Below are 18,045 nucleotides of genomic sequence, written 5' to 3' on the forward strand. Positions count from 1 at the left end.
TAATCTCGCTCAAAGTACACTGTAGTTCAAAAGGTGATCTACCTCATTTTGAACTCAGCAACACACGGATGACATGTCACCTTACGGATACAGATTTACGGCAACGTGCCAATAACGATTTTCTGGAATACGCGAAATGCTTAAAGCCCGCCGAGCCGCGATGGCTGTTTGTTTAAGCCTACCTTTTTCATTGCCTTCTCTGGCTGATGTGGATCTTGATGCGCTGCTTGATATGCCGCTTGAGTCTCTTTCTGACACCAAAGTGGTATCAGCGACCCGAACTTCACTTAGTCTTGCTGATATTCCTGCCGCCGTACATGTCATCACGTCAAAAGAGATTAAACGATCAGGTGCGAGATCTGTCGCTGACGTACTGGTGTTGGCACCGGGTTTACATGTCGCCAAATTCTCTAACTACGATTGGGGTATCGCGGCTCGCACTACCAATGAAGCTTTGAGTAACACCATGTTGGTGATGGTTGACGGCCGAAGTGTGTTTAATGGCATGTTTTCGGGCGTGGACTGGGACTTAATTCCCGTCAGCCTCGACAACATCGATCGCATTGAAGTCGTGCTCGGACCGGTGGGAACGATTTGGGGCGGAAATGCCGCAAATGCTGTCATCAATATTATTACCTTGGATGCTGAAGATGCCCCAAGAAAACGGGTATCTGCTTCTGTCGGTAACTATCACTATCAGGAATATCAGGTTCGACACGGAGGTGAAGTCGCGGACAACTTCTTCCTGAGCGGGTACGCCGAGTTTGTTCAGCATATGCCTTGGACAAGCAAAGAAGAGAAAGTTGAGGATCTACAGGATTTCCGCGTATATACCGAAAGATTCGGTATGCGCGGCGATTACCAAAACCTAGATCGTACCATTTCGTTTCAGGTTGGCGGCATCCGTTCCCGTGAAGATTACCAATGGCTAACCTACCAACCCCACTTCCTTTATCCGGGTCAGGATATGGAAGATTACGTGGCGTTTGATAGCGAAATGGTGGCTGAGGAATACTTCGCGGGAATTAAATACCTTCAGGAGTTGAGCCAAGATACCCACTGGGAACAGCAATTCTGGCTGACATACAGCAACAGTAATGGTAGTGATCGCAACGCCTATTTTACCCGCTTCGATTCGGAAACAACCTATACCGACAGCAACGTGCTTGGCGGCCACTTTATGGTGGGTCTGAACTATCGTTTGGTCGATGAATACTTCCGTCCGTACAGTGATCACGAAAGATACACATCGCCGTATCTGCGTGTGACTGATGAACCTGGTTTCACCAATCAAAGTGTTGCGCTGTATCTCAACTATACCTACCCGCTGACGGATAGCACCGAATTGATGGTTGGTAACCGTTGGCAGTATTTCAATTTGGTCGAAGACACTTTCGCTCAACCACAAATTCGTTTAATGCAAGATCTCAGCGAAAACCAACGAATTTGGGCTGGTTGGGGACGAGCGGTCATTACGCCAGCACGCCAAGGCAGAACAACGGATTTCCATCAAAATATCTATGCCAGTGACGTAGCGTTCTGTGAGGCTGGAAACCCAAACAACTGTTTGCCATACACCTTTGATTATATGCAGGTTATTGTGAATCAAGGTGATGAAAATATGCCCGTTCCAAAGGTGGAGACGTTTGAGCTGGGCTATCGCTTCTGGGTAGATAAAACGGTTCAATTTGATGCCAATCTCTTTTTAAGTGAAGAGTCGGATATTCCAGCGTGGCTGTTGGAAAGCGCTGAGCGTAATTACATCTGGGAGGACTCTTCTCCTGGGACTGTCGGTACCATTATCGATGTTTATAAATATCGCCAGATAGCGCCATTAAGTGCTCGAACCCACGGCGGCGAATTAAGTGTTAAATGGCAACCGTCGAGCGATTTTCAGGTTAACGCCAGCTACTCCTACCGCAAAATTAAAGCAGAGTGTCACGGCGAAGTGTGTGGCAGTAGTGAAGGGCCGCTTCGCAGCTACGAAAACGAACCTGTGCATCTCGCTAATGCTCAAATCATGTGGGATATCACGCCGGATATTTGGGTCAGCAATGTCTTGAACTACGTGGCGGCTTCCAAGCCGGACGAGTTGTTAGGCAGTCAGGAAGATTATGGCTGGCCAGAAGTGCTGACCTGGGATTTCATTGCAGGCTGGAAACCTGCCAAAGATTTCCCGGAATTTATTTTCTCGGTAGAGAACCTGTTTAACGATCAAGTGAATGAGTACCCTGAAAGCTATAGCGGCTTTGACAACGGTACCCAATACTGGTTGGAAATAGATTGGCAGCTTCCGTAATGCCCCCGTCTTGGCAGCATCTTTATCAACACTACAAAGCCAGAGCGTTTGCGCTCTGGCTTTCGGCGTTGCTTGTCTTCTCAATCAGTACCTGTGCGTTGGCTAATGATATTCAGGATGACGATTTAAAAGCGGTCTATTTATTCCGCTTTGCTTTATTAGTGGACTGGAAGTCGTCGCATCAATCGTCATCTCAATATCACTTCTGCGTGGATGCCGATAACGGTGTCAGCCAAAAATTGAAGGCAATTATTCAACAGAAACCTCTGGCAGTGTTTCATCAAATCCAAAACACTCAAGCCCAGCCACCTGGGTGCCATATTGTTTATTCCACTACCGATCAGGCTGACCAAGTGTCGGCACTGAAAGCGCGCTTTCCTGATGCGTTGCTAGTGGGAGAAGGGCGCCGCTTCGTCAGGGCGGGTGGCATGATGGCATTTGTTCGTATGAATAACCGGATTAAGCCGTTGATCAACAGAAGTCATTTAGTGGGTGTTCCGTTCTCGCTTCGTTCTCAACTGCTTTCAATAGCGGTAATCGATGAGGAGGACAAAGCATGATTGTTCGTTGGCTGAATAACCTCCCGCTCAGAATCAAACTGGTGTTACCGACCTGGTTTTTGATGACTGCAGGTGTTGTGCTGCTGGGCTTTGCGATTGAAAACGTCGCCGAAGACAAAATGGAACAAAGCCTGATTGGACGAACCAAAATCCTGACTAATGCTGCGGCAGTTAACCTGACGGCAGCACTGGCATTTGATGACAAACAGACAGCATTGGAACAGCTTGAAGCGCTGCGTGTTGACCCAGACCTGATTGGCGCAAAAGTGCGCACGTCCAATGACGCCAATTTTGCGTCTGTCATGGACTTACCAGAAGACTGCCAGTTGGTGGGCGCTGCCATTAGCTGCACTGACACACAGTTTGAGCGCGTGAAAAACCGATAGTGCTTGGCGAAGAAATCCTTGGTTTTATCGAGGTGTATGTCTCCCGCGCTGCGATTGAAGAGGAGCGCCATTTCTTGGTGGGCTATCTCACTGCAGGCACCAGTTTGCTTTCTCTGTTGGCATTGGTTTTTGCGCAATTATTGCACCGTCTGGTTTCTCATCCACTGGCTTCACTGCATCAGTCGATGTCTTCTATGCTGCGATTGGGTGTATTCGGGCGTGCGATTCCCATCAAACACAACGACGAGCTAGGGCAGTTGACAGCGTGCTTTAACGATCTGGTTTCCAATTTGTCTGAGCGCGATTATCAGTTAAAGCAAACCCTTAACCAGTTGGAAAATAAGAGTCAGTACATTGGAGAGGTGCTGGATACTATGGAGCATGGGGTCATGGTTATCGCACCGGGCGATGTCGTGACTTATTTCAACCCTGCGGCGGAGTATTTGCTGCGTCAGGTAAACTGCTCACCGAGAGATCTGCCACAGCTATTACAAACCTTCTCGCCTGCCTCCCGGGTTCATGCGATCTCTCATGCTATTGACAATCACCAGCCGATGAAGGGCATTGAGCTGACACATACGTTGACTGGAAAGATCTTTCAGATCAGCACTCAACCCATGTTGGCGGCGCAACATTCTCTGGTGCAGTTTGAAGATGTCACGGAGCAGCGAGAGGCTGAGCAGCGCCGTAAACTGGCTGAGCTGATCTTCGATAAGAGTCAGGATGCGACCTTGGTGATGTCTCGTGATCTCACTATCAAAACACAAAACGCTGCCTGCATTGATACCTTCGGTGTCCACTACTCGTGGCGTACCCTGTCGACAGACAGTGAAAGCCATCTGAGCTTTGCGGAGCTGAAGACGTTGCTGACCGAGGGCACCATGGAGTGGCACCGCACACTGGTTGGACACGGTGGCATTGAAATGCCTTGTCAGGTCGTTGCGCGAACCCTCACTAATCATCGAGGTAGTGTGGAAGGTTTCGTGATTACCATTGTTGATTTGTCGACAGAAATGGAGATTCAGCGCCTTAACTACATCGCAAACCACGATGCGCTGACAGGCTTGGCGAATCGCGCTCATGCGCTGGAAAAGTTAACCCAAGACCATGATAAAGAGCGCGACATGCACATTCTGTTTATCGATTTGGATGGCTTTAAATCGGTGAACGACCAGTTTGGTCATCAGGTGGGTGACGAGCTGTTGAAAGTGGTGGCTGAACGTATGAAAGCGTCTGTGTCTCGTCGTGATTTCGTTTCCCGTTTATCTGGTGATGAGTTCCTGATTGCGTTGTATGGCAATGCTCCGGTCGATACCGTTGCCAATCGACTTCTCGAAAAGCTCAGCGATGAAATTGTGATTAACAACTGCAAACCAAGGGTGAGTGCGAGTATTGGTGTACGTTATTGGTCAGCGAATGATCCGTCATCGCTGGCACAAGTTATCGAGCAGGCTGATAAGGCCATGTATGACGCGAAAGCCAATGGCAAAAACCGTTTTTCAAAGTCAGAAAAGAGTGCATTAAACCTTAGCTCAGTGTGAGCGTAAAAACTCAGTCAAAACTCAACTCGAGGCAACCGGTACATTTTGCTAGTGTCGATCAAAAGAGCAACAATACGGGACGTTAAAATGACACTGGAAGGCGCGATTACATTCACCATCGCCATCTTCATTTTTGTTATCACACCGGGACCGGGCATTTTTGCGATTCTGGCGCGGGCGATGATATCAGGCTGGCGTGATTGTGTGGCAATTTCGGCAGGGATGGTGACAAGTGACCTTATTTACCTGACGTTGGCATGTTTTGGTTTGGCAACGATCGCTGAAAACTACGCGACGTTGTTTACCATTATTCGCTATGTCGGCGCGGCGTACCTGATTTACCTTGGTTACAAGATGTTTAAGGCGTTGCCACAAGCGGCCGAGCTTACTGAGAAGCCAGCCAAGAAATCTTCAGGTGTGATGGCTGACTATATGCAAGGTGTTCTGATCTCAGCGTCTAACCCGAAAGTGATCCTGTTCTATATCGCGTTTCTGCCGACCTTTATGGACCTGACGATTCTGAGTATGGGTGATGTGGTGTTGGCGAATGTGCTGGCAGGTTTTGCTTTGATGAGTGGCGCGATGCTGATTGCTGTTTGTGCAGACAGAGCCGCCAAGCTACTGAAAACTGAGAAAGCCATTAAGCGCATGAATCGAAGTGCCGGCTCTATCATGATTGGTGCGGGTGCCTATTTGGCCGTCAGCCGGTAAGTTTAAGAATTCGACAGTAAAAAGCAGCCTAAGGGCTGCTTTTTTTGTTCCCTTGATTCCCATTAAGCAATTTTGGTCTGAGAAGCCGTGAACTGATGTGAAATGGAGGAAATCACAGATGGCGTAATCATTGGATGTGAGTGGGTCGCTGAAACAATCACAATATCAATGGCAGGGAGTGGCGGTAAATTAGCGCCTGAAAGCACCTTTAGATCTGGTGGTACGCTTCCCGTCGCCATCGCGGAAAGTGCTTGTTGGCTTCGTACCAAGCCCACCAAGGTTGAAGCACTGGTGGTGAAGGCGACCAAATCGACATCAATACCAAACTTGCCGAGTCCATCGAGTGCGGTAGTGTGGAACTTACAGCTCTTATCAAACAGTGCCATTGGCAGGGGGCGGCGCTCCACCAGTGTTGTGTCCTTCCCACATACCCAGACGCCTTTATCATGCTTTAACAGCCAACCTTCGTCTGAATCGGGGGCTCGGGTGACGATGGCTAAGTCCAAATCACCACTGTCGAGTCGTTGACGCAAACGTACACTGGACGCGCAAAGCACATCAAAGGTCACCTTGCCGAGCTGCTGTCTGAAAGCCTCAAGTAGCTCAGGCAGCAATGATTGGGCGTAGTCGTCAGGGCATCCGATACGGATAGGGCGGGTATTGTCTTCACGTTTGAATGCATCTAATGCTTCGTCATGTGAGGCAACCAGCCTCCGGGCGTGGCTGACCAAACGCTGACCGGCCAGGCTCACGGTAAGTGGCCGTTTATCTCTATCAAACAGCGGACTGCCAAGTTCTTCTTCCAGCTTTTTAATTTGCATACTGATGGCAGATTGCGTGCGGTGAATCTGTGCCGCGGCGCGGGTAAAACTGCCTGTGTCCACGATGGCTAAAAAGCTTCGCAGTGAATCGATATCCATTCCCGATCTGTCCTTGCATCATGAAATCGAATACTAGGTATCAAAACTATGCGTTAGAAACCTGTCCTGCTTCTGAGCATACTCGTTCACATCAACAAAAAGCAAAAGGAAAGGAGAGCCTGATGAAACTGATAATCGCCAACAGGAATTACTCAACATGGTCACTACGTGGCTGGCTGGTTCTCCGAGGCTTTGATATTGATTTTGAAGAAGTTGATCTCGATTTGTTCACGGATGCTTTCTACTCCGAAGTGGGAAAATACTCAGGTGCTGGAAAGGTCCCTGTGCTGGTGGATGGTGAGGTTGCCGTTTGGGACTCTCTGGCTATCTCTGAGTATGTCAACGAACAATATCTCAACGGAAAAGGCTGGCCTGAAGATGTCGCACATCGTGCCAAGGCGCGTGCACTCTCTGCCGAAATGCACTCTGGATTCACCGCACTTCGCGAAGAGATGCCGATGAATATCCGTGCGCGCCGCAACGTTTCACCTTCAGATGCGTGCTTAAAGGATATCGCGCGCATAGATGCCATCTGGACTGAGCAAATGGCACAATTTGGTGATAAAGGTGGCTGGCTGTTTGGTGACTTCTCGATTGCTGATGTGATGTATGCACCTGTCGCGTTGCGCTTTTTGACCTATGGGGTTTCTGTGTCCGCTGAAGCGCAGCGCTACATGGACAAAGTGTTGGGTGATTCGGCTATGAAGCAATGGATTCAAGAATCCAAGCTGAACACGGTTGTGGTTCCGCAGGGAGAAACGGGCGAAGAGATCACAGTTTAGGAGGAAAGGATGCTTGTATACGGAGACATGAAGTCCGGAAATTGCCTGAAAGTGAAACTGATTCTTTCATTTCTGGATATTGAACACGATTGGCAGCATGTCGATATCTTGAAAGGCGAGACGAAAACGGCTGAATTTCTGGCGGTGAACCCAAATGGGAAGATACCCGCAGTGGTTTTGGATGATGGCCGTGTATTGTCAGAATCAAACGCCATATTGGGCTATTTTGCAGAAGGTACTTCTTATCTGCCGACTGACAACTTCTTGAAAGCCAAAGTCTACGAATGGCTTTTCTTTGAACAATACTCGCATGAACCTTTTATTGCGGTAGCCCGTTTCATTCAAAAATATCAGGGAATGCCTGCAGAGCGGCTTGATGAATACCACTCGCTTCAGGCTGGTGGACACAAAGCACTGAAATTGATGGATCAGCAGCTTGGAAAATCGGCTTTCCTTGTTGGTGATACCATGACGATCGCAGACATCTCGCTATACGCCTACACACACGTGGCGCACGAGGGCGGGTTCAGCTTGGAAAACTATCTAAACATTCTGCGTTGGATAAATGCTATCACCGACAGTGAGCGCTACGTCGGCATGCCCGATTGAAGCTCTGACAAATCCAACATTAAAACCGCCGCATATGCGGCGGTTTCTCATTCAATTCACAATATCCATTACTGCGCAGCTTGAATGCTGATCTCTACTTCACCAAAGCCAAGCGCACGCATTTCATCAGTGTCCAAATTGGTTTCCAGCTCAATATCACCCTGACGAAGTGTTTCCGTCACACTGCGTTTAGAGCGACGCGACTCAGAGATAGATTGTGCCTGCCCAATATCGATGGTGCCTGCATACTGGGATTCTGCATAGAAATCACCGGAAACAACAGCTTCGAACGGACGAAGGCTTTGGCTGGTGACGCTCTGCATGTTCTGTAAACCATTTTCCTGAATGGCCCAGCTCCAATCCCACCATTGTGATGCGCCCGGTATATGACGAATATTCCACTGGTGCCGAATATCGGCAGAAGGCTCACTGGCTCGTCCCATGGTGAAAGTATGTTTGTGGGTAGGGCGGTTGGTTGGGTGGGTATGCCATGCGTTACCACTCCAGCGAAGGAAGCCGTCGAATTCGACATCATAACTAACGTCTGCGCTGAACCGGTAAGGGTAGGAGATACTTGAACGGTATAGCTCCACGCGAATGGGGATCTCAGAATTGGCAGGTACCATAGGGCGAGCCTGAAGCGTGACTGCTTCTGAGGTCGCACCACCATTGGTGTTCGCCCAGCTTTGGTTAGCTTCCAGTTTGATCGTCAATTCTGTTTCGCCGACCAAAGGCCACTGGAACGTGTTTTTGGTTTGCACGGATTGTGAGAAACCATAAGTGTTGGTTTTCGACCAGTTGGTGGATTCATCCACTTTAAGGTCAATGACCACCTGCTGTGCAATGTCGCTGCGGTTTCTAGCCGTTACATACACGGTTTTTACCAACTGCTTGCTGGACTCAGTCACATCACCGTGCCAGAAATCATCACTGTTCAGTGTGTAGTTGAAGTTGCTGACTTTGATAGCCGTTTTCTCGTCGCACCGGTACCCGTCACAGGAACCACGGTTGTTGCCTTGAATTACCCATTTGTCACCTTCCTGACGGACCGACATGTCTCTGCCAACATAAGGGCTACTGTTTCCGCCGACCCAAGCGTACCCTAAGTTGTGAGCTAGATTGCTTAGCGGGCGGATAAACTTGCTTTCATCCGAAACCAGATTGTATTGAATATCGATTTCTTCTCCTTCAGGCAAAGTATGTTTCGCGACGTCAGGAATCCCTGTATTTCCCGTGTTGGTTGGATGGCACCACGTACTGTAGTTGGGTAAATCCTGTTTTATTCGCCCTTCATGTCCAGTCCCCATGATGACCCAGTTATCTTTCAAACCGGTAATTTGCCACTGACCCATTCTCGATAGCAGATAGTCGCGATGTAAAGTGGCTTCACTGCGTGTGATAGGACGATAACCAGAGCGACATACATCTTCTCCCTGGTAGTCGACAACAAGCTGATCAGGAAAAATCTTCGCAAAGCTGGGTGTAGAAAACGCTGAAAACAGAGACAGGGTGATCAGCGATAGGGTGACTCTAGGCATGGCTTTTTCTCCATTGTTTTTAGATGTTGTGTTCCTGCGTTATTGGTAACGCAGAGTCAGCATGGCACCGCTCTTGGGTGGTGCTAACTGAAAAACAATGAAAAGTAATCACCAATAAAATCATCGTATTACGATTATATTTTCAAACTTACTCTTGCTTCATAAGCGGGTAATTAACTGGGTATGCTCGGAGACTTCATCCTTGATGAGTAAGAATTCTGGATCTTCATAGATGACATCCAGTTTTGCCAGACAGCTTCCCTCTTCGAAAAACAAGTAAGGCGTCGCATACAAAAAATTGGTGGTCTTGTTTAGGTTATCGACATAGACCAATTCGACATCACATTGAAAAAGGAAACTGGAATCGAGTGTTGATGCTAGGTGTCCCGTCAGCTTCACCAAACTGGTTTGTTCAGTACTACCATCTTCTATGCTTGAAACATGAATGATGGAACGACCATCAACAGCAGTCTGGCCTTTGGCAATGGTAGTACTGCGATCGGGATGAACTTGCACGAGGAAGTGCTGGTAATGACCCGACATTAATTGTTGTTGCCAGGGTAAGGCCAGTACACCGATAAACACGCTAGTGCTAAGAACGAGAAAAGCAATGGTGACTTTCATTTTCTTTGCTCCACAAATTGAGTGATTTGAGCTGCGACGACGGGAAACTGCCCCGAGCGATAAGTGAGGTTAATGGCGTCTTGTGCTTGGCGATGGAACCATGAAAGCTCATTTTCACCACCTCCGAGCCCGACAAAAACGACACAATCACACTGGTTTGAAGCGAGTAATCGCCTGAGAGGTAGTGAGAGCTTTACGGACGGGGATTTAATCAGCACCAATTCACCAACATGCTGTTTGGTTAATGTTAAGTGGGAGGCTGGCCAGGGCACGAGATCCAGTTTGACGGAGAGAGTGGCAAGTGTGGTAAATGCCAAGGCGATAGAGAGTGCGTTGAGTGCTGCTTTAATATAGCTACGGCGGATGGGGAGCTGATTATTTTGATGATTGCTCTCCAAAGCGACTTGTTGTTGCTCGGGCAAGGAATCGAGATCCATCTTTGGATTGGGTAATGCTTCTGAGTGGCTCTGCTCGACGGTACTTTCCAAAGGAATCTCAATGCATTGTACTCTGCCCGGTAGTGCGCGATATCCCACTCTTGGAGCCGTAACGATTGGGCTCTCTTTGACACCAAGTTTTAAAAAAGCGTGCCTTAAAGTGCTGATGGATTTGGCCAGTGAGGTATCACCCACACAGACGTTTCCCCAAGCGTGGGTAATAATTGTTTGCTTCTCGAGCACATCTGGAGCGCGCTCTAGCAGTAACTCGAGAATCAGTCCTTCCCGGTGACCAATACCCACACTTCGTGTATCAGTAAATATCCGGTTTTCTACTGGATCAAATTTTATCATTTGCATTCCTGCTTGTATTGTAAATTTAACAAATGCATAAGAGATAGAATCTCCCTAAAGGATATCTATATGGGATTTTAGTTGATTGTTAAAGCGAAATTTACAACGTTAAAAATATATTCTTTGTTTGGTGTTTATATTTAAATTTCATTGTTAACTAATATATTAATAAAGTGGTTATGACATGATCTCTCTAAGTGTTTGAAAAATCTCTAGGTGAATCATAAGTCTATTATCTTATATTTATCAGTGTGTTGGGTGTAATTTGTTGCATGGTTCGAATGTGGTTTTAACTGAATGCCATTACTTGCATAAATTCGAGAAAAGGTGTGTAAATAAACTTCTGACACTGTTTTTCTAGATTCTATTTCTACTGCATTGTCATGGTTTTGTTATTTTTATGTCATTCCTAAAATTTACTTTTCCACCATAAAAAGGGTTCTTTTATCTGCATGTCATTCTAGTCATTAATATTTCTGTTTTTAAGAGGGATATTTCGATGACCTTGATGGACAAAACCGATGTGTAAGGAGCAAGTTGAGGCTTTTGGTAACGACGGACCTGATAACTGGAAGATTTCGGCGGATAGACAACCAAATCGACCTTTTCTTTGATGTAGCCCATCAAAATGTTCTGCGGGATAGGTTTAAGGTGTTGCCTCATCCCGCAGAGAAGAAGTCGCACACCGATGACAAAGATTAATCAAGAAAGACTGGTTGAGCATTTTATTGAGCTGGTGAAAATTGACAGTGAATCTGGCAATGAAAAAGCCATGGCAGAAACACTGGCAGAGCAACTGGGTCAAATGGGCTTTGAAGTCACAAAACTTCCTGTGCCTGAGCACATCACTAACGGTTTCAACATCTATGGCAAGCTGGCAGGCTCGCAGGAAGGCAGCATTGTGTTCAGTAGCCACATGGATACTGTTACCCCTGGCAACGGCATCGAGCCAGTGATTGAAGACGGTATTATCCGCTCGAAAGGTGACACCATTTTGGGTGGCGATGACAAATCTGGTATTGCTGCTGTTATGGAAGCGGTTCGCACTATTCAGGAAAATGGGGAAGCGCACAAGACCATCGAAGTTGCGTTTACCGTATATGAAGAGCTGGGCTTGGAAGGTGCTAAACACTTCGACATGAGCAAAATTGAATCCCAGCAAGCGATCGTGCTGGATTCAGGCGGCCCAATCGGCACCATTATTACAACTGCTCCTGGTCAGCAAAGCCTGAAAATCACCATCAAAGGTAAACCGGCGCACGCTGGCCTTGCGCCTGAAACGGGCATCAATGCCCTGACTGTAGCATCTGATGCGATTAGCCAAATGAATCTGAGCCGTATCGACGAAGAAACCACGGCTAACATTGGTGTAGTTCGTGGCGGTCAGGCGACAAACATTGTGATGCCTGAACTGTATATAGAAGCAGAAGCGCGCTCGCTGAATGATGACAAGCTGGCGAAGCAGGTTGAGCATATGGTTTCAACCTTCGAAGCTGCGGCGGAAAAACATGGTGCCGGTATTGAGATCGAGTCTACCCGCTCTTACAACGCTTACCAGATTGCAGACAGCGATCTACACGTTGTTGCCATCAAAGCAGCCTTCGAAGCCAACGGTGTTGAGCCTGTGACTAAACCAACAGGCGGCGGCTCAGATGCGAATATCTTCAACGAGAAAGGCCTGAAAACCGTGAACCTTTCTACGGGAATGGCGAAAGTGCACACGACAGAAGAGTTCATCGCCATTGCAGATCTGATTGCGATCAGTGAATTTGTGCGTACCTACCTGACGCGTTAATCGGCTGATAAATAAAAACCGCCTTCGGGCGATTTTTTAATCCTTCCTTTATTGTCCAAACCAAGGAAGATAAGTTTGCTGATGGGCGATGTCTAATGCAACGTAGACCAACAGCATCGACATGCTGATATTGAACACCCAGAAATAAATGGGGTTCGCGATGCGTTTGCCAAGCAAGCTGCCGATGAGCGAATAGGAGGCGGGAGCGCCAAAAGCCAGTATGGTCAAGATCCCAATCCAGAACAGGCCCTCTATCCCGTGGATGCCAGCAGCAGGAAACTGTATCGTCACAATAGGAAGCGTCGCAATGATGCCCTTTGGGTTAAGCAATTGCAGCACTAATCCATCGCGGAACGTCATCATATTTTGATTACGTGAACTCTCATCGATGTCCACTTTCGCCTTTGCCAACTTCCACGCGATGTAAAGAATATAGCTGCAACCAATAATGCTGATGTAAGGAAGGGACGTGGTGGAAACCAGCGTACCACCAACCAGTGACATTGAAACGAAGAGGATCAGCATTGCGGTAGCGACGCCTGCGAAAAATCCGAGATCCTCTCGTGTGCGATTTTGAAGTCCGCCATTCAGGCCTAGAAGATTCACAGGGCCTGGAGAATACATAATGCCAAAGGCATATGCCCAAAGTTCGAACATAGGAAGTCCTTTATAGAATTCAGAGAGGGAAGTTAGTCAGAGATTTGAAGCTGGTATTGCTTAGGCGTCATACCATAGACGCGCTTGAACCTTCGATTGAAGTGGCTACTGTCGGCAAAACCGAATTCCTGAGCAACATCGCTTGCGGGCTGTCCGCTTTCCAGCGCTTTGCGAGAACCATTGATACGACAATTGATGACGTATTGGTGAGGTGTAATACCAAACTGTGCCCGAAACTGACGGATAAAGTGATACTTTGACATGTTGGCAGCATCAGCAAGATCATCAATGGCGATATCTCTAGCTAGGTTGTCCTGCACAAAATCTTTGGCGCGTGTTAGCAAGGTATCTCTGCGGTTTGTTGGCTTAGCTTCATCTAACATGCCAGCTAATGACACTAGAGTATGTGAGAGGTTAAAGAGTGCAGATTGCTGCTCAATACGATGGCAGGAGGGATCTTTAATCAGGCTGGAAAGGATCAACGCCTGATTGCGGAGTTTAACATCGTTGAGTAAGCAGCCTTTGATTCGTAGCGACGATGGTGCCTTCACGCCAAGCGCTTTGATTTGAGCAGTAATACTGTCTGGGTGGACATAGAGCATCAAATACTCGAGGTTTTGGTCTCCTCCCGAACTCCCATCATGAACATCTTCCGGATTGAATAGGATAACGCCGCCTTCAGGACTTTTATGGAAAGCGCTCTGACAGAAAAAATCCTGCCTGCCTTTAAGCGTCACACCAATAGAAAACTCTTCGTGGGCGTGTTTGTCGTAAGTGAAGTCGCTCATATTTGCGTCAAGCACAGCTACACCTTCAAGGTGCTCACTGTTTACAAACTGGAAGCGATTGTCTGTGTCCACGTCCGTTCCCTCATCCATCTCTTTAACATCTTTGCAGAATATAGAAGGGAGAGGAAACGAAAACTTGAACAAAATTGCGCGATTTTTCTATTTATCGCGCTATTCGGTGGGTATTACCATTTGGCGAATATGCTGTCGAAGCTCCTTCGCGTTCGACTCTGTCAGTAAGAGATTGGCGAGAGAGACCATCGCGATGGAAAAATAGGCGCCTGACGATAAAAATGATCCCCAGCTAAAGGAAGCAAAGGTCATAAACGAAAAAAGGCCGATAAGAAAAAGTTGGGCGAGCTGATTATAACTAACACTCAGGATCCCACTGACAGGGTCATTTCCTATGGTGACTGGCAAGGTACTCCATCCCCATTTCACGCGCACCTTGCCGTCTTTCAATACTGCGTTAAAGCCGTTTTCCCTTAGATGCTGGCTGAGTTTGTCTAAATCCACTAAATGCCACCGATACTGTCTGTGTGTCCAAATGTAGAACCACAACAATCGCATTGCTGATAAGAACTGCCAAGTACCATATCCATAGAGTTCGAAAGCACTATCGTTGCGCGCCGAAACAAAGTTGCATCCGGCTCTGCCTTTCTTGGCTCAAGTTGCACCAGCGTGTGGGCAGTCATTTTCCCGCAATCACTGCAGTAAAGTTTGTTCTCTTGTTCTGCCATATTTACCTTCCTTGGTTGATAGGCGTACATCCTTTCTGGTTAAAACCCATGAAAACGCCGTTCAAACAGAATTTCAGACTACTTGAGCCATCTTGGTGAAATGAAGCCAAGGCGATAAAAGTGTGAAGTGATTCGAAGTTTGGATGCACTATTGTCTAATACTTGTCCGTTTAGTCTCTGGGTACAGACATTCTGACGCATTCAAATGCTCTTGGTATGGATCTAATGATCGGGCGTAAAAAAGATCCAAATGTTAAGGAATATCGACATGAAAAACTGATGACAAGGCTCTCAATGATCGAAGAAAATAAGATGGATTGTTCTCAATAACTATTGGCAATAATGAGAAAAGAGAAAAACTTTAGTGATATTTGCCTAATAAATGTTGATAGAGGTCTCATTAATAAAATAAAAACGGATCAGATCGCATTTTCTGTTGCGTGATCATCAAAATGATAAAAAATAACAAAGTGTGGTGAGGAAATAATTAAAAACGCATCCAGCCACATCAATATCATTACCATCCAAAAAGGAAAAAGGATCGTTTCCCGGTGATGATATGGATCCTTTCTTAGTTTTGTACTTAGAAAGGATCGTAAATAAGTTAGTGTGTATTGTTCGGTGATAAATAATTTGATCGTTTACAGCGATCAATATTCTGAACATACAAACCTTGAAAACGCAGCGGTGCACTGGAAGCGAATTTGTTGGAGATGTGGCATGTTTGGGCAAGGCGATCTACGAAATAAGCTCGTTGATTACGGTCGTAAACTCTTTTTGCAAGGACACGATACAGGAGAATCCGGAAACCTGTCGGCTCAATTAGAAGATGGAACTGTCGTGGTAACGACGAATGGGCTGAGAATGGGTCGTTTGAAGCAAGAGCATTTCTCGGTGGTCTCTCTTGATGGGAAACTTATCTCCGGCGACTCTCCTAGTTGGGAAGTCGATCATCACTTAGATATTTATAATGCCAACCCGAAACATAAAGCCATATTTACTATTACACCAAAGCATATTTCCAAGTTAGTTCAGAAAGACGAACTGGATGTCGAAAACGTACTGCCGACTCTCTCTCCTATCGTGGCAATGAGAACGATGACGCTTCCTAAAATTCCGCTATTTAGATCTTCTGGATCTTTTTATCTGGCAGAGAAAGCCAAGCATCACCATGCCATTTTAATCGCCAATTTGGGGTTAGTAGTTATGGGAAAAGATCTTGAAGATGCACTTTGTAATGTTGAAGAGTTGGAAGAGACTGCAGCACTGAGAATGCAGGCTGCGAACGACAACTTCCAATATCTGAGCAACGAAGAAATTGCTGAAATAAACTCGGTATTCGCGCATTAAAAAACTGACAATATAGAAAGGATCCTAAATAGAAGCTGGCTATCATGCCAGCTTCTTTGTTTGGGTATCTTAATAATGGATCGCGCGAGGAAGATCTTTCGCTTGTGCTATCCAATCTTCTACTTTGCTTTCGCCTGGCAATTGGCGAACGAGATTTTTCTCTTCATTTACCTCTGCCATTTTCGCGGTTAGATTTGCTGCGTTGCGCTGTGCTAATTCTGGCACAGTATCAACCCCTGCAAATTCCAGAAGATCAGCATATTGAGTACTGATCCCTTTAACACGTGCCAAGTCAGCGCGGTTTAGCCACTTCAGCACGAGTTTGCTGCTGATGCCACTGTCTTCAGCAATGGACTTACGACCTGAAGGTTGAGCGCCTTTTTCCAGAAGTTGCTCAATGGTTGAAATACCAATTGCTTCAAGTTTTTCCGCGTAGGTTTCACCAATACCTTCGATATCAACAAGCTTAGTCATTTGCTCTTTCTCCTTAACTAGTGAGCGAGAGGCCAGCATTTCCTGAGTGAAAAGAGACGAATTGCGGTGGTGGAAATACAGGCTCATTTAATCTACTCAAGCAACTCCTCATAAAAGTGTCTTGAACTTGGTACTGGGATAGAAAGAGCTGGTGGGCAATACAATTGAGCTCAAATAACCTGAAAATGCTGGGTAGGGGAGCTCTGAATAAGGAGGTTTGATTTACGCGTGATCACAACGATGTCAAAGTCACAGTACCCTGCATTATCAGGTTTGTTTTAGCGTTAAAGGTAGCAAGGAAAAGAAGCCAACATCACAGTAGATGATGTTAGAAAATGAAGGCGGTTTACATTAAAAAATAGTCACTTAAGATGAATTGTATTCGTTATCGCAAAGGATCCATTTATGTCATTTGACTATCAGATTGAGGACGACCCGAGCCCAACGCCGCGCGGCGCACTTGAACAATTCAGTTTCGACGCTCCCTCATTAAAAGACAACGTTGCGGGCGAAAATGCTAACAGAGAGATCATTGTTTATCTTCCTCATGGTTACTATGCCGATACCAACCGAACTTTCCCTGTCATCTATGTCCTTCATGGTTACGAAGGTGAACCGAGCGCCTGGTTTGATGAAGGATTGAATGACGAAGCTGGCCTTGACGATATTTTGGATGAACTTATTGATGAAGGGGATCTTGAGGCTTCCATTGTTGTGGCTGTTGACGGCCGAAGTTCATTGAATGGCTCTTGGTATATCAATTCACCAATATCTGGGAATTTCCTTGATTACCTGACGACGGATATCGTTAAGGAAATTGATATCCGTTATCGGACCCAGCCAGGAAAGATAGCGATCATGGGACATTCGATGGGAGGTTTTGGCGCGATGATGGCCGCCTTTGAATTCCCAGAGCGATATCGCACCTGCGTTGGCTTAAGCCCGGCAGGCATGATGATGAAAAGGCATGACTATCAGCAGCATTCAGACTTTTTCGAGCAGGAGCTCGCCAAGCTCACAAGGGGAAGTGAACCGGAATGGTTTATTTATGCATATCTCACGATTCTCCGTGCCATTGCACCTGATCCAGAAAATCCGCTGCTTTATATATCAAAGGACATCAATCAAATTGTCGCTGCATTGGAAAGCTTCCAGCTTTCAGAAATGGCAATAAACCGGGCAGAGAAAATAGCCGACTTACCGATTTACACTGAGATAGGCGATAACGAAGGGGAGTCCGTCGGTGAGCCTATATTAGATAACTTTAGCGCCATGATTGAGACGTTTGAGACACTGCAACTTAATGTTACTTCCCACGTATTTGCTGGTGGACACACAGATAAAGTGATTGAACAAATCTATCGAGGTCTTAGATTTATTGGTGGTGTATTTCGGGATAAATCCTCAGTGTAAATTCTATTTAGATATTGAAAAGACGAGCTTTTTTTACAGCTCGTCGTTTTTATTTGCCCATTGATTT

At 46.5% G+C, this 18,045-nt stretch carries 19 protein-coding genes; 10 read left to right on the top strand and 9 right to left on the bottom strand.

The genetic code is table 11. From position 1 onward, the window contains the following. Positions 1-136 precede the first annotated feature (136 nt). The 5 genes from G5S52_RS00505 to G5S52_RS00520 all read left to right on the top strand — a co-directional run bounded on the left by G5S52_RS00505 (position 137) and on the right by G5S52_RS00520 (position 5,497). Complete coding sequence (locus G5S52_RS00505) at positions 137-2,299, top strand: TonB-dependent receptor plug domain-containing protein (protein ID WP_165011334.1); 2,163 nt, start codon at positions 137-139, stop codon at positions 2,297-2,299. Continuing rightward, a complete protein-coding gene (locus tag G5S52_RS00510; RefSeq protein WP_235956031.1) occupies positions 2,284-2,859 on the top strand; it encodes a YfiR family protein in 576 nt (191 codons plus the stop codon). The genes G5S52_RS00505 and G5S52_RS00510 overlap by 16 nt, the downstream gene beginning before the upstream one ends. Beyond that, positions 2,856-3,245, top strand: a complete 390-nt coding sequence (locus G5S52_RS23670) for a CHASE sensor domain-containing protein (protein ID WP_235956032.1) — start codon at positions 2,856-2,858, stop codon at positions 3,243-3,245. The genes G5S52_RS00510 and G5S52_RS23670 overlap by 4 nt, the downstream gene beginning before the upstream one ends. After that, complete coding sequence (locus G5S52_RS24330) at positions 3,245-4,786, top strand: diguanylate cyclase domain-containing protein (RefSeq protein WP_368737432.1); 1,542 nt, start codon at positions 3,245-3,247, stop codon at positions 4,784-4,786. The genes G5S52_RS23670 and G5S52_RS24330 overlap by 1 nt, the downstream gene beginning before the upstream one ends. A gap of 87 nt (positions 4,787-4,873) precedes the next feature. Further along, complete coding sequence (locus tag G5S52_RS00520; protein WP_165011335.1) at positions 4,874-5,497, top strand: LysE family translocator; 624 nt, start codon at positions 4,874-4,876, stop codon at positions 5,495-5,497. A gap of 62 nt (positions 5,498-5,559) precedes the next feature. On the opposite strand, the gene G5S52_RS00525 is transcribed toward G5S52_RS00520, so the two are convergent. Continuing rightward, positions 5,560-6,417 (bottom strand): LysR family transcriptional regulator, encoded by an 858-nt coding sequence (locus G5S52_RS00525; protein ID WP_165011336.1) that lies wholly within the window; start codon positions 6,415-6,417, stop codon positions 5,560-5,562. 122 nt (positions 6,418-6,539) lie between these two features. On the opposite strand from G5S52_RS00525, the gene G5S52_RS00530 reads away from it, so the two are divergent. Then, complete coding sequence (locus G5S52_RS00530) at positions 6,540-7,199, top strand: glutathione S-transferase family protein (RefSeq protein ID WP_165011337.1); 660 nt, start codon at positions 6,540-6,542, stop codon at positions 7,197-7,199. A 9-nt stretch (positions 7,200-7,208) separates the two neighbouring features. Continuing rightward, a complete protein-coding gene (locus G5S52_RS00535) occupies positions 7,209-7,808 on the top strand; it encodes a glutathione S-transferase family protein (RefSeq protein WP_165011338.1) in 600 nt (199 codons plus the stop codon). A 68-nt stretch (positions 7,809-7,876) separates the two neighbouring features. On the opposite strand, the gene G5S52_RS00540 is transcribed toward G5S52_RS00535, so the two are convergent. The 3 genes from G5S52_RS00540 to G5S52_RS00550 form a co-directional block, all read right to left on the bottom strand. Then, positions 7,877-9,346 carry an aerolysin family beta-barrel pore-forming toxin gene (locus G5S52_RS00540; protein WP_165011339.1) on the bottom strand — a complete coding sequence of 490 codons (1,470 nt, stop codon included), beginning with the start codon at positions 9,344-9,346 and terminating at the stop codon, positions 7,877-7,879. 159 nt (positions 9,347-9,505) lie between these two features. Next, positions 9,506-9,970, bottom strand: a complete 465-nt coding sequence (locus tag G5S52_RS00545) for a hypothetical protein (RefSeq protein ID WP_165011340.1) — start codon at positions 9,968-9,970, stop codon at positions 9,506-9,508. Then, positions 9,967-10,761 carry a winged helix-turn-helix domain-containing protein gene (locus tag G5S52_RS00550; RefSeq protein WP_165011341.1) on the bottom strand — a complete coding sequence of 265 codons (795 nt, stop codon included), beginning with the start codon at positions 10,759-10,761 and terminating at the stop codon, positions 9,967-9,969. The genes G5S52_RS00545 and G5S52_RS00550 overlap by 4 nt, the downstream gene beginning before the upstream one ends. 688 nt (positions 10,762-11,449) lie before the next feature. Between G5S52_RS00550 and G5S52_RS00555 the strand changes: the two genes are divergently transcribed. Then, positions 11,450-12,556: a M20/M25/M40 family metallo-hydrolase gene (locus G5S52_RS00555; protein WP_165011342.1), complete on the top strand. Its 1,107-nt coding sequence runs from the start codon at positions 11,450-11,452 to the stop codon at positions 12,554-12,556. Between the two features lie 48 nt (positions 12,557-12,604). On the opposite strand, the gene G5S52_RS00560 is transcribed toward G5S52_RS00555, so the two are convergent. The 4 genes from G5S52_RS00560 to G5S52_RS00575 all read right to left on the bottom strand — a co-directional run bounded on the left by G5S52_RS00560 (position 12,605) and on the right by G5S52_RS00575 (position 14,741). Next, a complete protein-coding gene (locus G5S52_RS00560) occupies positions 12,605-13,213 on the bottom strand; it encodes a LysE family translocator (RefSeq protein ID WP_165011343.1) in 609 nt (202 codons plus the stop codon). A 32-nt stretch (positions 13,214-13,245) separates the two neighbouring features. Beyond that, the gene (locus G5S52_RS00565; protein WP_165011344.1) at positions 13,246-14,073 is read right to left on the bottom strand and encodes an AraC family transcriptional regulator; all 828 of its coding nucleotides are present in this window, start codon (positions 14,071-14,073) and stop codon (positions 13,246-13,248) included. Positions 14,074-14,172: 99 nt separating this feature from the next. Further along, positions 14,173-14,517 (bottom strand): hypothetical protein, encoded by a 345-nt coding sequence (locus G5S52_RS00570; RefSeq protein WP_165011345.1) that lies wholly within the window; start codon positions 14,515-14,517, stop codon positions 14,173-14,175. After that, on the bottom strand, positions 14,517-14,741 hold the full coding sequence (locus G5S52_RS00575; protein WP_002538632.1) for a hypothetical protein: 225 nt from the start codon (positions 14,739-14,741) through the stop codon (positions 14,517-14,519). The genes G5S52_RS00570 and G5S52_RS00575 overlap by 1 nt, the downstream gene beginning before the upstream one ends. 720 nt (positions 14,742-15,461) lie before the next feature. On the opposite strand from G5S52_RS00575, the gene G5S52_RS00580 reads away from it, so the two are divergent. After that, a complete protein-coding gene (locus G5S52_RS00580; protein ID WP_039849971.1) occupies positions 15,462-16,091 on the top strand; it encodes a class II aldolase/adducin family protein in 630 nt (209 codons plus the stop codon). A gap of 69 nt (positions 16,092-16,160) precedes the next feature. Here the strand turns inward: G5S52_RS00580 and G5S52_RS00585 are convergent, their stop codons facing one another. After that, positions 16,161-16,565, bottom strand: coding sequence for a DUF4332 domain-containing protein (locus G5S52_RS00585; RefSeq protein ID WP_002538638.1), 405 nt, complete (start codon positions 16,563-16,565; stop codon positions 16,161-16,163). 405 nt (positions 16,566-16,970) lie between these two features. Between G5S52_RS00585 and G5S52_RS00590 the strand changes: the two genes are divergently transcribed. After that, entirely contained in the window at positions 16,971-17,978 is a 1,008-nt protein-coding gene (locus G5S52_RS00590; protein ID WP_165011346.1) for an alpha/beta hydrolase, read from the top strand. Positions 17,979-18,045 lie beyond the last annotated feature (67 nt).

The sequence above is a fragment of the Grimontia sedimenti genome, assembly GCF_011045095.1.
Taxonomy (GTDB): Bacteria; Pseudomonadota; Gammaproteobacteria; order Enterobacterales; family Vibrionaceae; genus Enterovibrio; species Enterovibrio sedimenti.

What these genes read in the sequence shown, in the direction of transcription:
- G5S52_RS00505 (WP_165011334.1), top strand. Translation starts at nt 137, where the DNA reads ATGCTTAAAGCCCGCCGAGCCGCGATGGCTGTTTGTTTAAGCCTACCT.
- G5S52_RS23670 (WP_235956032.1), top strand. Translation starts at nt 2,856, where the DNA reads ATGATTGTTCGTTGGCTGAATAACCTCCCGCTCAGAATCAAACTGGTG.
- G5S52_RS00520 (WP_165011335.1), top strand. Translation starts at nt 4,874, where the DNA reads ATGACACTGGAAGGCGCGATTACATTCACCATCGCCATCTTCATTTTT.
- G5S52_RS00525 (WP_165011336.1), bottom strand. Translation starts at nt 6,417, where the DNA reads ATGGATATCGATTCACTGCGAAGCTTTTTAGCCATCGTGGACACAGGC.
- G5S52_RS00530 (WP_165011337.1), top strand. Translation starts at nt 6,540, where the DNA reads ATGAAACTGATAATCGCCAACAGGAATTACTCAACATGGTCACTACGT.
- G5S52_RS00535 (WP_165011338.1), top strand. Translation starts at nt 7,209, where the DNA reads ATGCTTGTATACGGAGACATGAAGTCCGGAAATTGCCTGAAAGTGAAA.
- G5S52_RS00540 (WP_165011339.1), bottom strand. Translation starts at nt 9,346, where the DNA reads ATGCCTAGAGTCACCCTATCGCTGATCACCCTGTCTCTGTTTTCAGCG.
- G5S52_RS00545 (WP_165011340.1), bottom strand. Translation starts at nt 9,970, where the DNA reads ATGAAAGTCACCATTGCTTTTCTCGTTCTTAGCACTAGCGTGTTTATC.
- G5S52_RS00550 (WP_165011341.1), bottom strand. Translation starts at nt 10,761, where the DNA reads ATGATAAAATTTGATCCAGTAGAAAACCGGATATTTACTGATACACGA.
- G5S52_RS00555 (WP_165011342.1), top strand. Translation starts at nt 11,450, where the DNA reads ATGACAAAGATTAATCAAGAAAGACTGGTTGAGCATTTTATTGAGCTG.
- G5S52_RS00560 (WP_165011343.1), bottom strand. Translation starts at nt 13,213, where the DNA reads ATGTTCGAACTTTGGGCATATGCCTTTGGCATTATGTATTCTCCAGGC.
- G5S52_RS00575 (WP_002538632.1), bottom strand. Translation starts at nt 14,741, where the DNA reads ATGGCAGAACAAGAGAACAAACTTTACTGCAGTGATTGCGGGAAAATG.
- G5S52_RS00580 (WP_039849971.1), top strand. Translation starts at nt 15,462, where the DNA reads ATGTTTGGGCAAGGCGATCTACGAAATAAGCTCGTTGATTACGGTCGT.
- G5S52_RS00585 (WP_002538638.1), bottom strand. Translation starts at nt 16,565, where the DNA reads ATGACTAAGCTTGTTGATATCGAAGGTATTGGTGAAACCTACGCGGAA.
- G5S52_RS00590 (WP_165011346.1), top strand. Translation starts at nt 16,971, where the DNA reads ATGTCATTTGACTATCAGATTGAGGACGACCCGAGCCCAACGCCGCGC.